The organism is Paenibacillus sp. VCA1, from assembly GCF_031583795.1.
Classification (GTDB): domain Bacteria; phylum Bacillota; class Bacilli; order Paenibacillales; family Paenibacillaceae; genus Paenibacillus_AQ; species Paenibacillus_AQ albilobatus.
On record NZ_JAVLSX010000004.1, the window covers coordinates 202,279 to 220,534 of the forward strand.

Below are 18,256 nucleotides of genomic sequence, written 5' to 3' on the forward strand. Positions count from 1 at the left end.
AATATTTCCATGCGCGGATTGGATTGCGCGCATAAACCTATTTTGGAAAGGTGAGCTGAGCAGAGATGAGCGGAGCAGAGAAAAGAAGAGGAATGCGGGAAAAGGGCGGGCAAGCTGAAAGGCCTGCGGAAAAAACGCTTGAGCGGATCGTGTTTATCGGCCGGACTTACGATGAGTACATGCGGATGTTCGGCCTCGATGAATCCGATCTTGAAGGTAAACGAATATTGGACTGCCCGGGAGGCGCATGCTCTTTTACGGCCAAAGCCGGTGAGCTTGGATGCGAAGTCACGGCGGCGGACATCGCCTATTACCATGAGGCCGACCGGCTTCTGGAGAAGGGGCTTCAGGATATCGGCCATGCCATGGAGCATGTGGAAACGGAACAAAGCCGTTATATCTGGACGGAATTTCGGAATATCGAAGCGCTGCGTTCCGAGCGTCTGCGGGCGCTGCGGACCTGCGCGGAAGATATGAAGGTTCATCCGGAACGGTACGTGCCCGTGACGCTGCCGTCGCTGCCTTTCCGTGACAAACAATTCGACCTCACGTTGTCGGCCCATTTTTTGTTTACATATGCCGACCGGATGGATGCCGAATTTCACCGGGATGTGCTGCGCGAGCTACTCAGGGTGACTCGCAGTGAGGTACGGATTTTTCCGCTGGTCGACCAAAGCGGACGCCGTCCTGGCGAGGTAGAGCAGCTGCTTGCGTTTGCCCGCGGCGAAGGATGGAGCGCCGAAACGAAAGCCGTACCGTATCATTTCCAGCGGCATGCGGATCATGTTCTCATTTTGACCGCGGGCGGAACGAATCTATAACCCAATCATGGAGGATGGACATGAAACACGCGTTTATTTTCGATATGGACGGCGTCATCATCGACAGCGAGCCGATCCATTTTGACGTGGATATCAAGACGCTCGGATACTTCGGCGTAGAAACGACGGAAGAGGAGCTGGAACGGTTCGTCGGGATGACCAATCCCGAAATGCTGGGCATTTTTAAGCGGGAGCGCAACCTGCCTCACTCGGTTGAAGAAATGATTGAATACCAACTGGATATGAAAATGAACATTTTGCAAAATCTGGATATCGAGCCGATCGAGGGAATCCGGGAGCTTATGGAGCAGCTGGACGAGATGAACATTCCGATGGCGGTCGCTTCTTCATCCCCAAGAATTTTTATTGAAGGCGTTCTGGCGAAATTCGGATTGAACCATTTCTTCCAAACGACGGTCAGCGGCGAAGAAGTGCCGAAAGGAAAACCTGCGCCCGATATTTACCTCGAAACGGCGAAGCAGCTGGGGGTCGACCCGCAGCATTGCGTCGTTCTTGAGGATTCCCGCAACGGCATGCTCGCTGCCAAGAAAGCCGGCATGAGATGCATCGGTTATCTGAACCCGAACTCGGGGAACCAAAATTTGGCGGAAGCGGATATTCAGGTCCGTTCGTATGACGAAATCCGGTTGCGGGATTTGTTTGAAGATGCCGCTCCCGAAGAGATCTAGACCATTGGAGTAAGCTTGTATTTGACGGCGATTTGCTGAAAGGGTTGCGTATTTTCAGGAAAACGGATGCGCTAAACGGAAGCGACAAACCATAAAAAAACCCGGAGCTTTCACAGCTCCGGGTTTTTTTATGGTTTCAATGGAAGTCAGCCGCATAAAACTTGTCAGTCTTCCGCATGCAGCCTGTTTAATACCGTTTCGGGCCAAAGGTTCCATGGGTGCTCTCCGGGCGGCAAGGAGGCAAGGACGACTTCCTCTTTGGTGACCGGATGCGGAAAGCCGACCGTGACGGACCAAAGCGCGATTTGCTGCCCGGGTTTGTTGACGCGGCTTCCGTATTTCTGGTCTCCGTACAGCGGACAACCCGCGTGATTCATCTGCACGCGAATTTGGTGCGATCTTCCGGTATGCAGCTTGATCCGGACGAGGCTGAAGGACCCGTTTGCGCCAAGCACTTCATAATCGAGCACGGCTTCCTTGGCTCCCGGCGTTCCGGATTTGACCACGGAAACCGTGTTGGTCTTCGGATCCTTCAGCAGCATGTTCCGCAGCGTGCCGCGGGGGGCGGGGAGACGGCCGTGAACGACGGCGGCGTAGCCCTTGCGGAAGCTGCGGCTGCGGACGGCCTCGGACAGGCGCGAGGCGGCTTTTGAAGTCTTCGCGAATATCATCGCGCCGCCCACGGGACGATCCAGCCTGTGCACCAGCCCTAAATAAACGTTCCCCGGTTTGCCGTAGCGCACCTTGATGTCTTCCTTAAGCAGGGAGAGCAGGTCGGGATCGCCGGAAACATCCGCCTGGGTCGGAATGTTGACCGGTTTGACGATCCCGAGCAGATGGTTGTCCTCGTACAAAATCGGAATTTGGGAAACAGGTTCTTGGTTCATCGCGTATCACGACTCCCAGCGGCCGAGTATGCCGCACGGCAGATGGAGCCCGGATGCCGTGATCGGAAGCCCCAGTTCCCCGCAGGAGATCGTTCCGCCGAAACGGCGCCCCGCGGTCATCTTAAGAATGTTGTGAAGCACGGTCGGCGAAATCCCCGTCGTATAAGAATTGATAAGCATAAACAGCGGATTGTCGGACATGATGCCCATGCAGCTTTCCACGAACGGATACAAGCTTTGCTCAAGCTTCCACATCTCTCCGCCCGGGCCGCGTCCGTAAGACGGAGGATCCATAATGATTCCGTCATACCGATTCCCTCTGCGATGTTCGCGCTGCACGAATTTGAATACGTCATCGGTGATAAACCGGACCGGACGGTCTCCGATCCCCGTCAGCTGCAGGTTTTCCTTAGCCCATTGCACCATGCCCTTCGCCGCGTCGACGTGGACGACTTCCGCTCCGGCATAGGCTGCGGCAATCGTCGCCCCGCCGGTGTACGCGAACAAGTTGAGCACTTTGATCGGGCGTTTGGCGGCGGCGATCTTGTCCATCATCCAGCGCCAGTTGGCCGCTTGTTCCGGGAACAGTCCGGTATGCTTGAAATTGGTCGGGCGGATATAGAATTTTAATTGGTCGTAGGAGATCGTCCAGCGGTCCGGGAGTTTCTTTTTCATGTCCCATTGTCCGCCCCCCGATGAACTGCGGTGATAATGACCGTGAACCTCGCGCCATTTTCCGCTTTCGTTTTGAATAGGCCATATGATTTGCGGATCCGGTCTGCGGAGGATGACGTCCCCCCAGCGTTCCAGCTTTTCCCCTGATCCGGTATCAATCAATTCGTAATCTTGCCAATCACGGGCTACATACATTTTGCGATCCATCCTTCTAGGCAATTTTTTCATGAAAATACATAACCATAACTTCTATTGTACAACATTTCGCGGCAACAATGCACTTGATTCGCTCGCGTTTGACGGGCAAATTCCGCGCCTTTTAGGTTTCGGCCCTTCCTGATTGCCCCGGGCGCGAATAAGATGAGATAAACATCATTGCCAAAGGAGGCTGCGCCTGTGCCGGCAAAAAACGGAAAGCAGTTTATCGACCGCATCGACCATGCCAACCCCCGGGTTTGGATTCGCGGAGAACAATTGGACGGCAAACTTTCGGATCACCCGGCTTTTCGTGGTCTGATGGTAACCCAGGCAGAGCTTTACGACATGCAGTACCATCCCGATTATATGGAACGCATGACGTACAGCTCCCCATCGAGCAAAGATCCGGTAGGTTTGTCGTTTATGCAGCCCAAAACGAAGGAGGATCTTCAAAGACGCCGGGAAATGACGATGCTGTGGGGCGAAAAACATCATGGCCTGCTGGGGCGTTCCCCGGATTACATGAATACCGGATTGATGGCTTTTTCTGCGGCAGCGGAGTTGCTGGGGGAGAAACGTCCCGAATTTGCGGACAACATGCGAAAATATTATGAATATTGCCGTGAGCGGGATATATCCCTTTCCCATGCTTTTGTGCAGCCCCATGCCAGCCGGTTCGACGACTTGCTGGAGGATGGCAGCATCGAAAGCTGCGCGGCGCAAATCGTCGAACAAAACGGTGACGGCATCGTCGTTAGCGGCGCATTTTTGCTGGCGACCCAAGGCGTGACGACGGATGAAATTTTGGTATATCCGCCGGCATTACCGTTTATCCCCGAAGAGAACAACCCCAGAACCTTCGCGTTCGCCGTTCCGAACAACCTCCCGGGCATCCGCTGGATATGCAGGGAAACGCTGGCGTTGGGCGATTCGGCTTATGACTATCCGCTAAGCTCCCGTTTCGACGAAATGGACACCTTGGTTATTTTCGACGAAGTGCTTGTGCCGTGGGAGCGCGTGTTCATTCTTGGGGACGATCGCTTGTCCATGCGCTTATTCCAGGAAAGCGGGTTTCACGTTCATTGCGGACATCAGGTGTTATGCAGGTACATCGCGAAAACGGAGTTTACGCTGGGCATCCTTCTTTATATGGCGGAAACGTTGGATCGGGCATCGTCTCCGTCGACCATCGACAAAATGACGGAAGTCATCGCGCAATACGAGACGTTGAAATCCCTGCTGGTTGCAGCGGAGGCGGGTGCCGCTCCCGACCGCTTTGGCAGCATGCTCCCGGACAGACGGCCGATTTGGACGGCCAATGTTTTGTTTCCGAAAATGTACCCGCGCATGATCGAATTGATTCAACTGCTTGGAGGCAGCAGCGTGATCATGATTCCGTCGGAGTTGGATTTCGCGGGCGAATCGAAACCGGCGCTGGACCGTTACCTTCGCGGCAGCGGCGTGGACGCAACCTCCAAAACGGCGCTTTTCCGCCTGGCTTGGGATCTCAGCTCAAGCGGTTTCGGCGGGCGGCAGACGCTGTACGAACGGTTCTTTTTTGGCGATGCGTCGGTCGTTGCCAGCAGACTCTACCAAACGTTTTCGTTATCGGAGAAGGAGGCCTGCATCGGCAAAGTGAAGGCATTTTTGCAATCCAAAGACGAATAAGCTGCAAGGTCCGCGAATAGATATGAAGTGGGGAAACGTAAAGAGGCATTTCATGGGAGCAAGGAACCGTCCGGAAGAGCCATCCTGAGTGCAGGGAGGCGGACGGCCATGACCATCGACCAGCTGATTGCGCTGCTGACGCTTGTCGTCATGATTATCACACTTGCCGTAAACCATGAAAAACCGAAGCAGTAGAAACACCGGGAAAAGGGGGCTGTGAAAGCTCCCTTTTTTCGTTCCTTCGAAAAAAAAGAGAACATAAACCCTCCGGGCTCATATACATATTTTAAAAAATGCTCATCAGATGTAAGCCGCCCGTATGGAACGAGCATTACACAATCCGGAAGGAGGAAACCGACTTGTCCATTCAAGCAAAAATGAAAACGAATACATCGATGGAACCGCAGCTCAAGCGCAAAAAACGGTTCACCCGGAACGACTGGATGGGGTACCTGTTCAGTGCTCCGTTGATCATCGGCGTGTTGGCTTTTGCCGTTTATCCGATGATCGCGGCGCTGATCATGAGCTTTCATCAAACCTCGGGGCTTTCCGTCGGCGGAAAATGGGTGGGTTTCAGCAATTACGATTACGTGTTGTCGGATTCGTTATTTTGGCAAGCGCTTACAAATACGCTATTTATCGGCATATGGTCGGTACTGCTTGGCATCGCGCTGTCTTTTATTTTGGCGAGCTTGATCAACAACCTGAAATGGCATATGGGGCAAAACTTTTTCAAGGCCGTATTTTTTCTGCCGAACGTCGTGTCTGGAGTTGCGACGACGCTGCTGTTTTCGTTTCTGTTTTATCCTTCCAAGGAAGGGCTGCTGAATTTTGTCATCGGGTTGTTTGGCATTGAACCGGTCGGCTGGTTTACGAACCCGCAGGTTTCCAGATACAGCATTGTTTTGATGAGCTTGTGGGGGGCGCTTGGCTACAATACGATCATTTTTTTGGCCGGGCTGCAAAGCGTTCCGCGCGACCTGTACGAAGCGGCCGAGGTGGACGGGGCGGGGACGTACCGAAAATGGTTTTATGTCACCATTCCGTATTTAAGGCCGATTTTCGTCTTTATGCTCATCATGGGCACGATCGGCGGCATGAAGCGGTTTACGGACGTGTGGCTGATCGGAGGCACGGCGGGGAATCCGGGCGGCAGCTTGATGACGGTCGTGCTGTACATTTACCGCAATGCCTTTCTCTCTTCGCAGATGGGCATGGCGACGGCAGCTTCGTATCTGCTGTTTATTATGATTTTCCTGCTTACGGCCGTCATGATGCTGTTGAACCGGCGCAAGGACAGCTTCGACTGATCCGGGAAGAGATCGAGCGATATCGAGCTTCAATCCAGTTCCATTCTGAGTTAGGAGGTCAACCGAATGAACACCGTGGACGCCAATTTGATGCACCGGCGCAAAAAGATTTCCCTGAACCAATGGATTTTGACGATCGTCCTTACGCTGGGTTCCTTCGTCATGATCGTGCCGTTTCTATGGATGCTTGTCACGAGCTTCGACTGGGCCGCGCGGCTTCATATCAATTTCCCGCCCAGGCTGTGGCCGGAGGAACCCTCTGTCAAAACTTTCGAGGCGGCGTTTACCAGCATCAAAATGTTGCGCTACATTTCAAATTCCGTCGTGGTCAGCGTCGGCGTCATCCTCATCAGCGCCTTGTCGGCGCTGCTGTCGGGGTATGCGTTATCCAAGCTGCGTTTTAAGGGCGCGAATATTGTGCTGCTGCTCGCTCTGAGCACGATGATGATCCCGTTCGAAATGACGATGATCCCCCAATATCTACTGTTCAGCAAGCTGGGGCTTGTCGACAATTATCTGGCATTTTACCTGCCCGCCTTGAATTACGCGTTCGGGACGTTTTTGGCCAAAGCCTTTTTCGATCAACTCCCGACGACGCTGCGGGAAGCCGCCATTTTGGACGGGGCGAAGGAGGTGTCCGTATTCGGCCGGGTTTACCTGCCGCTGTGCACGCCGATCATCGCAACCATGGTCATTTTGCTCTTTCTTGGCGTTTGGAACGACATGTTGTGGCCGCTCCTGATTCTTAAGAAAGCAACCAAGTATACCATTCAGATCGGTCTTGCGATGTTCACCTACAATAACGGCATCGACAAACAGCCCTCCATCATTATGGCTGCCACGACGGTGAGCCTGATCCCGGTCGTCGTCGTATATTTGTTTTTGCAGCGCTACATTATCGAAAGCATCGCGTTATCGGGGATCAAACAGTGAGCAGCGTTTTGCCCGAACCAACCTGGGCGATTTTGAAGGGGCTCCAATTCCATGTTGAATGAAAAAGGGGGAACGGATTCATGAAAAAGCTTTTGCTGCTTGTCTTGTCCTGCGTGCTGGCGTTGTCGCTTGCGGCCTGTTCAGGCGGAACGGACACGGATGTCACGGGCGGAGTGGAAATCAAAAAGGTGTCCGACATGAAGGGGACGGTCAGGGTCGCCTTGGCCGGATGGCAGCTGGACAACGGCATCAACGCCCAGACGGGCAACCCAACCATCGGGCTGAACGACTATCTTGAGCAAACTTTCAACAAAATGTATCCGAACATCAAGCTTGATCTGTATCAAATTCCATGGGAAAACGTCAAAGCAAAACAATCCGCCATGCTGCTTTCCGGCGATGTGGACGTCCTGTACACCGGCGGAGCGTTTGCATCCCAGTGGTATCAGGATGGGCTGCTTCGCGACTTGGATGACCTGATCAAGGAAGATGCAAGTTTTGACCCAGGCATTTACCTGGAAGGCATCATGAACAATTCTTACAGCACCAAGTCGCCCGACGGCACGAAGCAATTCGGCATCCCGGTCGCGCTCGGGCGCAGAATGACGATCTATGACAAAAAGCTTTTTGAGGACTGGGGAGTGGAACCGCTGTCCGCGAAGGCGGACCCGGCCGAAATTCTCGAAAAGGCCAAAAAAATGACGGGCAAAAATCCGAAGACCGGCGAAGACAACTACGGGCTGTATTGGAGCGGCAACTCGTTAAACGGATCGACCTTCGTCGCGTTGACGCTGGCGTTCGGGGCGAAAGGCGCCGAAGGCACGTTGAAGGACGTGAAAAGCATCAAGTGGCATCTGAACACGCCCGAAATGGCGAAGGTCATGGAATGGCTGAAGGAAGCCGCAAAGCTGGCGCCGGCAGGTTTCGTAAACGCACAAGGCGCCGAGAACTTCGGCCTGGAACGCAACAATATCGCGATTGCGCTGGATTCCACGGGCGGCTCTACCATGAACGAATATATAAGCAATAAAAACAAAGATCTGCTGGACCGGTTTGAGCCTGTCATGAATATGGGGCCAAAGGGCGAAGGCTGGGTGGCGGTCGACCCGTTCATCATGGCGAAAAACGCCAAGGACGTCAAAGCTTCCTGGGAAGTGCTGAAGTTTCTGACGAGTCCGATGACGCAACGATACATGTATGACAACTTTGCGCTGACGCCAACGCTCAAGAATGCGGATTTTGTGTCCCCGGAAGACAAATACGTCAAAAAAGCGCTTGAAATTGCCGCAGTGGGGCACTCGGAGCTGATGGACGAAGCCAACCCGTTCTACATGAGCGATATTGTGCCTGCGGTCAACGGTTTCATCAGCAAGGCGGCGACCGGCAACGCACCGGACATCCAGAAGTTTCTGGACGACCTGCAGCAGCGCGCGGAAAAATGGTCGGCGAACTTAAAGTGACACCAGATGGTGCAAAGCCCCTAACGGGCTTTGCACTTATCCGTTTCATCGAATTCAAAAAGCGGGATTGGAGGAGGACTGAGGATGAAAAAGGGAATCAACCAATGGTGCTTTCCGCCGGGGACTCCGCTGAGCAAGGTGCTCCGCACCAGTTCGGCGGCGGGGTTTGATACGATCGAGCTGAACTTGTACGCTTCCGGCGGCATCGGTTTGACGATGGACACGACGCCGGAAGAGGCAAAGGCACTGGGAAGGCTGGTCCGCAGCTACGGATTGACCGTCGGCAGCCTCTCCACCGAAATGCTTGGCCGGTATCCTTTAAGCTCTCCCGATAAAGACACGAGGAGCCGTGCGGTGGAATCCATCCGCAAACAGATCGAGCTGGCGCTGGAGCTCGAAGTGGATACGATCCTCGTCGTGCCTGGACGAATCGAAGAGGACGTTACGTACGAGGACGTATGGGAGCGCTCGACGATGGCTCTGCAGCCGCTGGTCGACGATATCGCCGGAACGCCGTTAAGCATCGCCATCGAAAATGTCTGGAACCAATTTTTATGGAGCCCGCTCGAAATGGTCCGCTACATCGACCAGTTTGAATCGGAGCATGTCGGCGCTTATTTCGACGTCGGCAACACGCTTGCCTTCGGAAGACCTGAGCATTGGATCCGTACGCTTGGGAGCCGGATCCGCAAAATTCACGTCAAGGATTTCCGGACGAAGGTCGGCAATCATCTCGGTTTCGTGCCGCTGTTGTCGGGGGATGTGGATTGGCTGAACGTCCGTTTGGCTTTAAGCGATATCGGCTACCGCGACAGCTTGACGGCGGAGCTGGAGCCGTATGCAAGCTTCCCGGACCAGCTGATCTTTGACACGTCCCGCCATTTGGACGTCATTTTGGGCAAAAATCCGTATTAAACCAAAGCGCGAAGGGAGAAACCATCGAATGATTAGAATCGGCGTGGTAGGGGCCGGAATCATTGCCGCAGAGCATTTGAAACATATTCATCAACATGAAGGCGCCGAGCTGGCTGCGGTCTGCGACGTTGCGCCGGCGGCGGCGGAACGCGCTGTCCGTCAGTATGGGGGGAAGGCGTACACCGATTTCGACGACATGCTGGACCGTGAAAAGCTGGACGCCTTGTTCCTATGCGTGCCGCCATTTGCCCATGGGGACATGGAGGAAAAAGCGGCGGAACGCGGAATTCACCTGTTGGTCGAAAAGCCGTTAGGACTTGAAATGGCCGTGGTACAAAAAAAGGCGGAAGCGTTGGAGAAGTCGGGGGTTATCACGGGATCAGGATACTGCATGCGGTACATGGACTCCGTCCAGCGTGCCAAAAGCTACCTTCAGGGCAAGGAAATCGCCATGGTACGGGCATACCGTTTCGGAGGATTGCCGCCGAATCCATGGTGGGTGGATCATGCCAAATCCGGGGGGCAGCTTGTGGAGCAGACGACGCATAACGTGGACCTGATGCTGTATCTGGCGGGCGACGTCCGCAAGGTATCCGCCGACATGGCGCTTCTTCTCAGCAGCGAGGTGCCCGGCATCACCACGCCCGATGCGGCGTCGGTCAACATGGTGTTTGCTTCGGGGGCCCTCGGGCATATCGATACCGGTTTTTTCCCGCAGCCGGACGGACGGGCGTCGCTGGAAATATTGGGCCGCGGCTTCAGGCTGACGTTGGAAGGCGGCGACTTGACCATCACGGAGCCGGACCGGACCCAGATTATACGGGGCGGGGGCGATTTCTACAGGGCGCAGGATGACGCCTTCATCCAGGCGGTCGCCATCGGGGACCGGAGCTTGGTTTTGGCCCCGTACAGCGAGGCGCTCAAAACGCTTGCAGTTACGCTTGCTGCCAATGAATCCGCAAAAACGGGGCAGGCGGTGATGCTCTGATCATGTCCGCCGCGCCCACAAATGGATGAACAATCGAAACCAGCGATGTTAAATCAATAAATTGACGGACGGCAGATGCCAGATCATCGACAGACGTTGCTCGTTTTCATTAATGTAAGACGACAAAAGCCCATACGCTTGGAAGCCGCATCCTTGCGGCTTCTTGTTTTTATCCCCATTTTCATAGGGAGCGATAACCACGGGTAGCGGTTGGCTGGACAGACCGGACAGCTGTTTTTGATAATTTTGCTTGTATACCGTCCGGAGAAGTAGGATAATCAAAAGTACCAGGTTTACGGCAAACTTGCACATCATGGTTTTGCTGACAGAGGAAAAGGAGAGACGACGATTTTGAAAACGGATACGAATAAAAAACCCCCGTTCCGCGCCGATCAGGTAGGGAGCTTTCTGCGCCCGCAAGCGTTAAAAGAAGCCAGAGCCAAACATCAGGCGGGACAGATTCCGAAAGCGGAGCTCCGCGCGGTCGAAGATGCAGAAATCGTAAAACTCGTGGAAAAACAGAAAGCCGCCGGGCTGACGGCGGTGACCGACGGCGAATTCCGGCGGACGTGGTGGCACCTGGATTTCATCGAAGCGCTACACGGCATCGAAGTGTTTGATCTCGACGCGGCCGGATTGTTCCATGGCGCGATGAACAAAGCCAAAGGATATACGGTGGCTTCCAAGCTCGGCTTCCCGGCGGATCATCCGTTTCTGGCGGATTTTGCGTTTTTGAAGCAGGCGGCCGGAGACCATGTGGCGAAATTCACGATTCCGGGCCCGAACATGATTTTTTACTCCGGCGTCATCAACAGCCAGAAATATGCCGATCATCCGGCGTACCCGTCCCTTGAGGAAGCGGCGAAAGATATCGTGCAGGTGTACCGCGACGCGATCCGCGCGTTTTATGAAGCCGGCTGCCGTTATTTGCAGCTGGACGATACGAGCTGGGGCGCGCTGTTCAGCGACGGGTTCCGGGAAAAGATCAAAGCGAAGGGATATGACCCGGACGAGCTGATGAAAACGTTCGCCGACATCACGATCGACGCCGTAGCGGAAAAGCCGGAAGATATGGCTGTCACGATTCATATTTGCCGCGGCAATTTCAAATCCTCCTGGCTGTACGACGGCGGTTACGAGCCGATTGCCAAAGAGCTGTTTTCCCGCGTGAACGTGGACGGTTTTTTCCTGGAATACGACAGCGACCGCGCAGGGGATTTCAAGCCGCTCCGCCATATCCAAAACCAACGCGTCGTGCTTGGGCTGGTCACCACCAAAACGGGCGAGATGGAAGACGTCGAAGACATCAAGCGCCGCGTTCGGGAGGCATCTGAATACGTGCCGCTTGAGCAGCTTTGTTTAAGCCCGCAGTGCGGGTTCGCTTCGACGGAGGAAGGCAACGCCGTTGCGGAGCAGGATCAGTGGAACAAGCTTGGGCTTGTCGTCGCGGCGGCAAAGGAAATCTGGGATTGATATTTTAGCTGATCATCAAAGGCTTAGAGACAACACGAGGCGCTATCACCGGTGCTTCGTGTTTTTTTGAAACGACCTCGTAATAAGGCGGCAAAACGAACCGGGGGCGTAGAGCAGCCCTTTTACTGCAGTGCAAAAAAAATATCTCCTCGGCCGAGGAGATCAAATCCGGTCAAATCAATGCGATCGCAAGCAGCGTGAACAGACTGAGAGTCAAAATCTGATTGCGGTATCCGAAGCCGAAGCGGCGGTATGGCCCAAAAGCCGAAGTTCTGACAGGCCCGCCTTCACTGGTTTCCAAATATACTCTTTCTCTGTCGACCTTTACGATTTTTCCTTCATAGACTTTGCGGTCTATCGTTAGAATGCGTACTTTCCGGTTCATGCAGTTCAAACAGTTGTAATACGCGTCCATTTTATCACTCCTTCCGTTGACAAAACATCATATGAAAGAAAAAGAGAACCGGCAACGGCAGCTATACCCTCCGCAAGCGAAACGGGAATCCTTGGCATCCAAAGGGATGGCGGTTAGGCGGTTCATGTGTGGATGGCCGAACACGAACCATTCCCCGTCATGTCAGATTGATTGCATTTTCCGTGCTTGTAATATAAAATAGAATTAAAATTTTAGGATGATAGGCAAATTTTGAAATTTATTTTTATTTCATGCTGTTTACAAGATATTTCTAGTTTTTCTATTATCTTGATTCGCGGTTTGTTTTTATGTACACTAGCGAATGAAATGCCATGATTCTATTACACTAAGATGAGTAGGGAATACGTATGTCAATCCACGATAACATTTTGATTAAAATTCGCGAAATGAAAGACAGTTTGACGCCGGTCGAAAAAATGGTGGCGGAATACGTTCTGCAAAACGTCGAGGAAATTCCCCATCTTTCCATCAAAAATTTGGCCCAGCTGACCAAAACAAGCGACGCGTCGGTGCTCCGTTTTTGCAAAACGATGGGTTATTCGGGCTACCGCAGTTTTATCGTCAGCATATCGGCATCACTCGGTTCGATGGAAGAGCAGAAGGATCAATATACCGACATTCAGCCGGGGGACGACCTGTCCGTTATCATTTCCAATACGTCCAGGAACAACATCAAATCGATTGAAGATACGCTCAGCGTGATCGACAAAAACGAGGTGGACCGCGCCGTGCAGGTGCTGAGGAAGTCCAACCGCATCGTATTCTTCGGCATCGGCGCTTCGGGCCTTGTCGGCATCGACGCGGAACAGAAGTTTTCGCGGATCAATAAAATGTGCCACACGTATACCGACGGCCACAGCCAATTGACGGCCGCGACGCTGCTCGACAAAGGAGACGTCGCCGTTTTCATTTCCAATTCGGGCAAAACCTCGGAAATATTGGACTCGCTTGAAATCGCGAAAAAAAGCGGCGCCACCATCATCGCGATTACGAAATACAACAAAAGCGAGTTGGCGGACAAAGCGAACATCGTGCTGAACATTTCGACGCCGGAGGTGACGATCCGCAGCGGCGCCATGGGCTCGCGCATCGCGATGCTGACGATTATCGACATTCTGTTTGCCGGCGTGGCAAGCGCGGAATACAAAAACGTGAAGAAATATTTGACCAAAACGCATAACATCATCGCCGCTAGCAAACATCGCTAAAATCATGATAAAAGACACCGTTCTTTCGCTGAAAGAAGGTGTCTTTTTTTCGTTTCCGCATCCGGTTCGAGGCGCGTACAAGCTAAAATTTAATAACAATAATTTATTTTATAATAAAATAATATTTCAAAAACTGTTGACCAAAATGAAATTTCTCGTTAATATGAATTCAAGAAGAGGATTTGGCAAATATCAAAAGTGCGGTTTTGATACACATCATGTAGTGACAGAGAACCTATATAAAACTACATATTGTGCCTTGATCCGTCTTTGGATTTTGCGACTTCCCAGAAATGAATATATGGATAGGAGGATCGCAATGGATGAGTATCTGGCGGGGCTGACAACAGAGGGAATCAATGAGCAGACTCGGATGATCGATGAATGCAGCACAGAAGAAATGCTTCGTCTCATGAACGAACAGGATGCCAAGGTTCCGGCCGCCGTAGCTGCGGAAATACCGCAGATTTCGAAAGCGGTCGACGTTCTGCACCGCGTGCTTAAAAATGGCGGCAGAATGTTTTATATAGGAGCCGGTACTTCGGGCAGATTGGGCGTTCTGGACGCATCTGAATGTCCGCCGACATTCGGCACTGATCCTTCAATTGTGCAAGGTCATATTGCCGGGGGCGATGGAGCGCTGAGACTGGCTGTAGAAGGTTCCGAAGACAGTACGGAGGAGGGGGTTGCATTAATCGAGCAGTGCGGGGTTACGGACAAGGATGCGGTGATCGGCATCACGGCGAGCGGCAGTGCGGCATTCGTCATAGCGGCGCTTCGGAAAGCGCGCGAAATCGGAGCGGCAACGATCGGCGTCGTGAACAACAAAGCATCCAAATTAGAGACGGTCTGCGATATCTGCATTGCGCCGGTGGTCGGGCCTGAGGTGATCATGGGTTCAACAAGGCTGAAAGCCGGAACTGCCCAAAAATTGGTTTTGAATATGCTCAGCACTTGTACTATGGTTAAGTTGGGCAAGACGTACGACAACCTGATGGTTGACTTGAAGGCAAGCAACATCAAACTTCGGGATCGATCGATCCGCATCATCAAATCGGCGACAGGGGTCGATGACGCCAAGGCTGCTGCTTATTTAGAAAGCGCTTCCATGAATTGCAAGCTGGCGATCATGATGATCAAAACCGGGCTTGCGGCAGGTCCTGCCGAAGAGGCGCTGAACCGGGCCGACGGCAGCTTGAAAAAAGCAATCCATGAATTCAACCGGGTGGTTTAAGGGGATTTTAGGTTTCGCCTAAAGACAAAACGAACTGATTTATATTTTCAAGGAGGCTTGTTTTTGATGATGAAAAAGAAAATGCGCGTATTGGCTTCCGTGTTTGCGATCAGCATGGCTTTGACGACATTGTCCGCTTGCGGCGGCAAAGACGATAAATCCGCGAATGCGGACGATCCGAACGCAAAAGACACGATCACGGCTTTGCTTCCGCCGGTGTCCGCGAACTTCCAAGACCGTTTTAAGGATATGGAAAAACAATTCAATGAAAAATATCCGAACCTGACGCTCAAAATCGAGCCTGCCAGCTGGGAGGACATGACGCAAAAGCTGGACACGCAGGTCAATGCAGGCAGCCCGCCTGACATCGCATTCATGGGCTCCGACGGCATTTCGAAATATGCGCAGCAAGACATGCTGATGGATATTTCCGATGTGGCCACCGAAGATATGCTCAAAGATTATGACCCTGCACCGCTTGAATACATGAAAAACGGCAAAGGCCTGTACGGCTTCCCGGCATACATGGAAGCTCATGCGATCGGCGGCAACAAAGAGTATTTAGAAAAAGCCGGCATCGACTACAAAAAGGTGCAAAAAGAAGGCTGGACCTTCGACGAGTTCCGCGAAGCGATCAAAAAGGGCGTCGTGACTGAAAACGGCAAAACTTCCCGTTACGGATTCGTATTCGCAACAGCCGGCGTAACCTCCAAAGATTATCTCGGCATTCTCGTGAAAAGCGCCGGCATGCCAGCCGCATTCACGAAGGACCTGAAATATGCTTACACAAGCAAAAACTTCCTGGAAGTGCTGAAGGACATCCGCGTGATGATCGACGACGGATCCATGCCGAAAGAGCTGAGCTCCATTGATGCCGGCAAACGCTGGAACATGTTCCTGACAGGTCAAACGATGATCACCGGTAAAGGCCTCGCCGTATTCGAAAGATCCGCGAAGCTGAACAACGAAAAGCTGAAAAACAAAGACGACAGCGCCGTCAAAGGTTCCATTCCTGTAGAATATGTCGTGCTGCCCGTGCCGTCTTTTGCAGGTGCACAAGCGCAAGCAAGCGTAGCGGTAGACGGTTATGTTACATTCCAAGGCACCAAAGATCCAACCGCCGCCCACAAAGCCAACGTGGTTAAAGCAGCAAACTTCCTGTCCAGCGGCGAAATTGCGGCGACAACCAACAACGAGCTGTATGTAGCCCAAATTACGGAAAGCGGCCGAAAAGCGGCCGAAAGCATGCCTAACGAACGCGATCCGGATAACAAAGCAGCGGTGGAAGCGATGCTGAAAACAGCGGTTCCTGCCCGTCCTGATATCCCTATGGATCTTGGCGCAAAAGCCATCAAGCTTGAAGATGAAGTTATCGTGCCGAAACTTCAAGCCCTGATCGCCGGCGAAATCACGCCAGAGGCGATGTACGAAGCGGTGAAATCCGCTGCGGTTCAAGCCTTCGGCGAAGACGGCATCGTAAAAGACTAGAGAATACAATTGGAAGAAAGCCGTATGACTTCCATACGGCTTTCACCCAATTGCCTTTGAAAAGAAGTATGAAAGGGGTTTCGCAAGATGACTGAATATGCCAAACCGATCAAACGGCGAAAAATAAAAGGCGATGCAGCATGGGGATATGCTTTTATAGCCGTGGCCCTTTTGGTTTTTGCGATGTTTACGTTATATCCGGTAATCAGCGCGCTCATCATCAGCTTCCAACAGTATAAGCCGCGGGGGTCGGAGTTCATCGGGTTTGACAATTATACGGCCACATTCAAGGACTCGCTGTTCTGGAAGGCTGTCGTAAACACCGTCGTCTATACGGTTTTGACCGTACCGGTGTCGCTTCTCCTCTCTTTTGCGGTATCGATCATGATTCTGCCGCTGAAGAAAAAAATGCAGACGGTTTTCAAGGCGGTTTATTACCTTCCGGCCGTCGCTTCCGGCGTGGCGTTGTCCCTCGTTTGGCTGTGGATCTTCGATCCGATGCCTGTCGGAATATTTAATAAGGTGACTTCGTTTTTTGGCCTCGGCACGCATAACTGGCTCGGATCCAGCGCCTATGCCATGTTCTCGCTCGTTTTGATGGCTTGGCTGTCCAGTCACGGCACGAGTATCATCATTTATCTTGCCGCATTGCTCGGCATCGACGGTAGTTATTACGAGGCGGCTGAACTCGACGGAGCTTCGTTTTTGCAAAAGCTGTGGTACATCGTTGTGCCTTGCCTGAAACCGACAACCCTCTTCCTGCTGGTAACGGGCGTCATCGGTTCCTTCCAGGTGTTCCAGAACGCCTACCTGATGACGGGCGGGGGACCGGACAACGCTACGACGATGGTAGGCTTGTTGATCTTCAACAACGCGTTCAAATATTTCGAATTCGGCAAAGCCGCGGCGCAGTCGCTTGTACTTGCAGCCATTATCGCGCTCATTTCGGTCATTCAATTCAAATTCCTGGGCAAAGACGTGGAATATTAAAGGAAGGAGATGCAGCATTATGTCGCTTTATAACCCTCATGCAGGGAGACCTCAGCTCCGGCTCGCCAGAAATACGGTTCTGATCGCCATTCTTCTGGTATTCGCGCTGGCAACCCTGTTTCCGATCTACTATATGATTATTTCTTCCTTTGGTGAACCCGTTGAAGCCGGGGCCATGGATTACAGACTGATCCCGGGCAGTTTTTCTCTGGAATCATACAAATTTTTCTTCGAATTCAGCGAATATACCTACCGCTGGCTGCTGAACTCCTTGATTGTGGCAACCACGGTTATGGTCACAAACGTATTGTTCGCCAGCATGGCGGGATATGCGTTTTCGAAAATCAAATTTAAAGGCAGAGCGCTCATTTTCTCGTTGCTGCTGATCGCCATGATGATTCCTTATCAGGTGACGCAAGTTCCGCTGTATATTTTGATCGTCAATATTTTTCATATTCAAAACACGTATACGGCATTGATTTTGCCGGGTCTGGTCACCGTGTACAACATCTTTCTCGCTAAGCAGTTCATGAGCAGCATCCCGAACGAAATTTTGGAATGCGCCAAAATCGAAGGCTGCAACCAGTTCCAAATCTATTTCCGTATCATCATTCCGTTATCCAAAACGGTACTTGCGGTCATGGCCATTTTGACCTTCATGGATAACTGGAACACGTTTTTCTGGCCGTTCCTGGTCACCAACTCCATGGATATGCAGACGATCCAGGTCGGACTGAAAAACTTCCGTTTTGCGAATACGACTTATTTTGCGCCAATGATGGCAGGGGCGACCATTTCCGCACTGCCGATGTTCATCCTGTTCTTCAGCCTGCAAAAATACTTCCTGGAAGGCGTTACCGTAGGTGCGGTGAAGGGCTGAGCC

General features: G+C 52.5%; 18 protein-coding genes. 15 read left to right on the forward strand and 3 right to left on the reverse strand.

All coding sequences use genetic code 11. The features are described from left to right. Nucleotides 1-65: 65 nt before the first annotated feature. On the forward strand, nt 66-821 hold the full coding sequence (locus RJP21_RS10150; protein ID WP_310859159.1) for a class I SAM-dependent methyltransferase: 756 nt from the start codon (nt 66-68) through the stop codon (nt 819-821). 20 nt (nt 822-841) lie between these two features. Further along, on the forward strand, nt 842-1,510 hold the full coding sequence (locus RJP21_RS10155; RefSeq protein WP_310859160.1) for an HAD family hydrolase: 669 nt from the start codon (nt 842-844) through the stop codon (nt 1,508-1,510). A 164-nt stretch (nt 1,511-1,674) separates the two neighbouring features. On the opposite strand, the gene RJP21_RS10160 is transcribed toward RJP21_RS10155, so the two are convergent. Together RJP21_RS10160 and RJP21_RS10165 are read right to left on the reverse strand one after the other, a co-directional pair. Next, entirely contained in the window at nt 1,675-2,397 is a 723-nt protein-coding gene (locus RJP21_RS10160; protein WP_310859161.1) for an RluA family pseudouridine synthase, read from the reverse strand. A gap of 6 nt (nt 2,398-2,403) precedes the next feature. Then, a complete protein-coding gene (locus RJP21_RS10165; RefSeq protein ID WP_310859162.1) occupies nt 2,404-3,267 on the reverse strand; it encodes a class I SAM-dependent methyltransferase in 864 nt (287 codons plus the stop codon). Between the two features lie 201 nt (nt 3,268-3,468). Between RJP21_RS10165 and hpaB the strand changes: the two genes are divergently transcribed. From hpaB to RJP21_RS10205, 8 genes are all read left to right on the forward strand, one after another. Then, nucleotides 3,469-4,938, forward strand: coding sequence for a 4-hydroxyphenylacetate 3-monooxygenase, oxygenase component (gene hpaB, locus RJP21_RS10170; RefSeq protein ID WP_310859163.1), 1,470 nt, complete (start codon nt 3,469-3,471; stop codon nt 4,936-4,938). Nucleotides 4,939-4,965: 27 nt separating this feature from the next. Then, a complete protein-coding gene (locus RJP21_RS10175) occupies nt 4,966-5,133 on the forward strand; it encodes a hypothetical protein (protein ID WP_160041510.1) in 168 nt (55 codons plus the stop codon). Nucleotides 5,134-5,315: 182 nt separating this feature from the next. After that, nucleotides 5,316-6,248, forward strand: coding sequence for a carbohydrate ABC transporter permease (locus tag RJP21_RS10180; RefSeq protein ID WP_310859459.1), 933 nt, complete (start codon nt 5,316-5,318; stop codon nt 6,246-6,248). A gap of 66 nt (nt 6,249-6,314) precedes the next feature. Beyond that, nucleotides 6,315-7,181, forward strand: coding sequence for a carbohydrate ABC transporter permease (locus RJP21_RS10185; protein WP_310859164.1), 867 nt, complete (start codon nt 6,315-6,317; stop codon nt 7,179-7,181). Nucleotides 7,182-7,261: 80 nt separating this feature from the next. Then, on the forward strand, nt 7,262-8,641 hold the full coding sequence (locus tag RJP21_RS10190) for an extracellular solute-binding protein (protein WP_310859165.1): 1,380 nt from the start codon (nt 7,262-7,264) through the stop codon (nt 8,639-8,641). An 84-nt stretch (nt 8,642-8,725) separates the two neighbouring features. Next, on the forward strand, nt 8,726-9,556 hold the full coding sequence (locus RJP21_RS10195) for a sugar phosphate isomerase/epimerase family protein (RefSeq protein WP_160041516.1): 831 nt from the start codon (nt 8,726-8,728) through the stop codon (nt 9,554-9,556). 28 nt (nt 9,557-9,584) lie between these two features. After that, complete coding sequence (locus tag RJP21_RS10200) at nt 9,585-10,544, forward strand: Gfo/Idh/MocA family protein (protein WP_310859166.1); 960 nt, start codon at nt 9,585-9,587, stop codon at nt 10,542-10,544. Nucleotides 10,545-10,895: 351 nt separating this feature from the next. Then, on the forward strand, nt 10,896-12,017 hold the full coding sequence (locus RJP21_RS10205) for a 5-methyltetrahydropteroyltriglutamate--homocysteine S-methyltransferase (protein ID WP_310859167.1): 1,122 nt from the start codon (nt 10,896-10,898) through the stop codon (nt 12,015-12,017). Between the two features lie 172 nt (nt 12,018-12,189). Here the strand turns inward: RJP21_RS10205 and RJP21_RS10210 are convergent, their stop codons facing one another. After that, nucleotides 12,190-12,432, reverse strand: coding sequence for a hypothetical protein (locus RJP21_RS10210; RefSeq protein ID WP_310859168.1), 243 nt, complete (start codon nt 12,430-12,432; stop codon nt 12,190-12,192). A 368-nt stretch (nt 12,433-12,800) separates the two neighbouring features. Between RJP21_RS10210 and RJP21_RS10215 the strand changes: the two genes are divergently transcribed. The 5 genes from RJP21_RS10215 to RJP21_RS10235 all read left to right on the forward strand — a co-directional run bounded on the left by RJP21_RS10215 (nt 12,801) and on the right by RJP21_RS10235 (nt 18,253). Beyond that, nucleotides 12,801-13,661: a MurR/RpiR family transcriptional regulator gene (locus RJP21_RS10215; protein WP_160041528.1), complete on the forward strand. Its 861-nt coding sequence runs from the start codon at nt 12,801-12,803 to the stop codon at nt 13,659-13,661. Between the two features lie 319 nt (nt 13,662-13,980). Beyond that, complete coding sequence (murQ, locus tag RJP21_RS10220) at nt 13,981-14,895, forward strand: N-acetylmuramic acid 6-phosphate etherase (RefSeq protein ID WP_160041530.1); 915 nt, start codon at nt 13,981-13,983, stop codon at nt 14,893-14,895. A gap of 69 nt (nt 14,896-14,964) precedes the next feature. Then, a complete protein-coding gene (locus RJP21_RS10225; RefSeq protein WP_310859460.1) occupies nt 14,965-16,383 on the forward strand; it encodes an ABC transporter substrate-binding protein in 1,419 nt (472 codons plus the stop codon). Between the two features lie 87 nt (nt 16,384-16,470). Further along, complete coding sequence (locus RJP21_RS10230) at nt 16,471-17,373, forward strand: carbohydrate ABC transporter permease (protein ID WP_310859169.1); 903 nt, start codon at nt 16,471-16,473, stop codon at nt 17,371-17,373. A gap of 19 nt (nt 17,374-17,392) precedes the next feature. Beyond that, on the forward strand, nt 17,393-18,253 hold the full coding sequence (locus tag RJP21_RS10235; RefSeq protein ID WP_310859170.1) for a carbohydrate ABC transporter permease: 861 nt from the start codon (nt 17,393-17,395) through the stop codon (nt 18,251-18,253). Nucleotides 18,254-18,256: the final 3 nt, after the last annotated feature.

Bases quoted from the DNA above. Each gene is read 5' to 3' on its own strand.
- RJP21_RS10225 (WP_310859460.1), top strand. From the start codon at position 14,965: ATGAAAAAGAAAATGCGCGTATTGGCTTCCGTGTTTGCGATCAGCATG.
- RJP21_RS10155 (WP_310859160.1), top strand. From the start codon at position 842: ATGAAACACGCGTTTATTTTCGATATGGACGGCGTCATCATCGACAGC.
- RJP21_RS10195 (WP_160041516.1), top strand. From the start codon at position 8,726: ATGAAAAAGGGAATCAACCAATGGTGCTTTCCGCCGGGGACTCCGCTG.
- RJP21_RS10230 (WP_310859169.1), top strand. From the start codon at position 16,471: ATGACTGAATATGCCAAACCGATCAAACGGCGAAAAATAAAAGGCGAT.
- RJP21_RS10190 (WP_310859165.1), top strand. From the start codon at position 7,262: ATGAAAAAGCTTTTGCTGCTTGTCTTGTCCTGCGTGCTGGCGTTGTCG.
- RJP21_RS10210 (WP_310859168.1), bottom strand. From the start codon at position 12,432: ATGGACGCGTATTACAACTGTTTGAACTGCATGAACCGGAAAGTACGC.
- RJP21_RS10200 (WP_310859166.1), top strand. From the start codon at position 9,585: ATGATTAGAATCGGCGTGGTAGGGGCCGGAATCATTGCCGCAGAGCAT.
- murQ (WP_160041530.1), top strand. From the start codon at position 13,981: ATGGATGAGTATCTGGCGGGGCTGACAACAGAGGGAATCAATGAGCAG.
- RJP21_RS10235 (WP_310859170.1), top strand. From the start codon at position 17,393: ATGTCGCTTTATAACCCTCATGCAGGGAGACCTCAGCTCCGGCTCGCC.
- RJP21_RS10185 (WP_310859164.1), top strand. From the start codon at position 6,315: ATGAACACCGTGGACGCCAATTTGATGCACCGGCGCAAAAAGATTTCC.
- RJP21_RS10150 (WP_310859159.1), top strand. From the start codon at position 66: ATGAGCGGAGCAGAGAAAAGAAGAGGAATGCGGGAAAAGGGCGGGCAA.
- RJP21_RS10165 (WP_310859162.1), bottom strand. From the start codon at position 3,267: ATGTATGTAGCCCGTGATTGGCAAGATTACGAATTGATTGATACCGGA.
- RJP21_RS10215 (WP_160041528.1), top strand. From the start codon at position 12,801: ATGTCAATCCACGATAACATTTTGATTAAAATTCGCGAAATGAAAGAC.
- RJP21_RS10160 (WP_310859161.1), bottom strand. From the start codon at position 2,397: ATGAACCAAGAACCTGTTTCCCAAATTCCGATTTTGTACGAGGACAAC.
- RJP21_RS10180 (WP_310859459.1), top strand. From the start codon at position 5,316: ATGAAAACGAATACATCGATGGAACCGCAGCTCAAGCGCAAAAAACGG.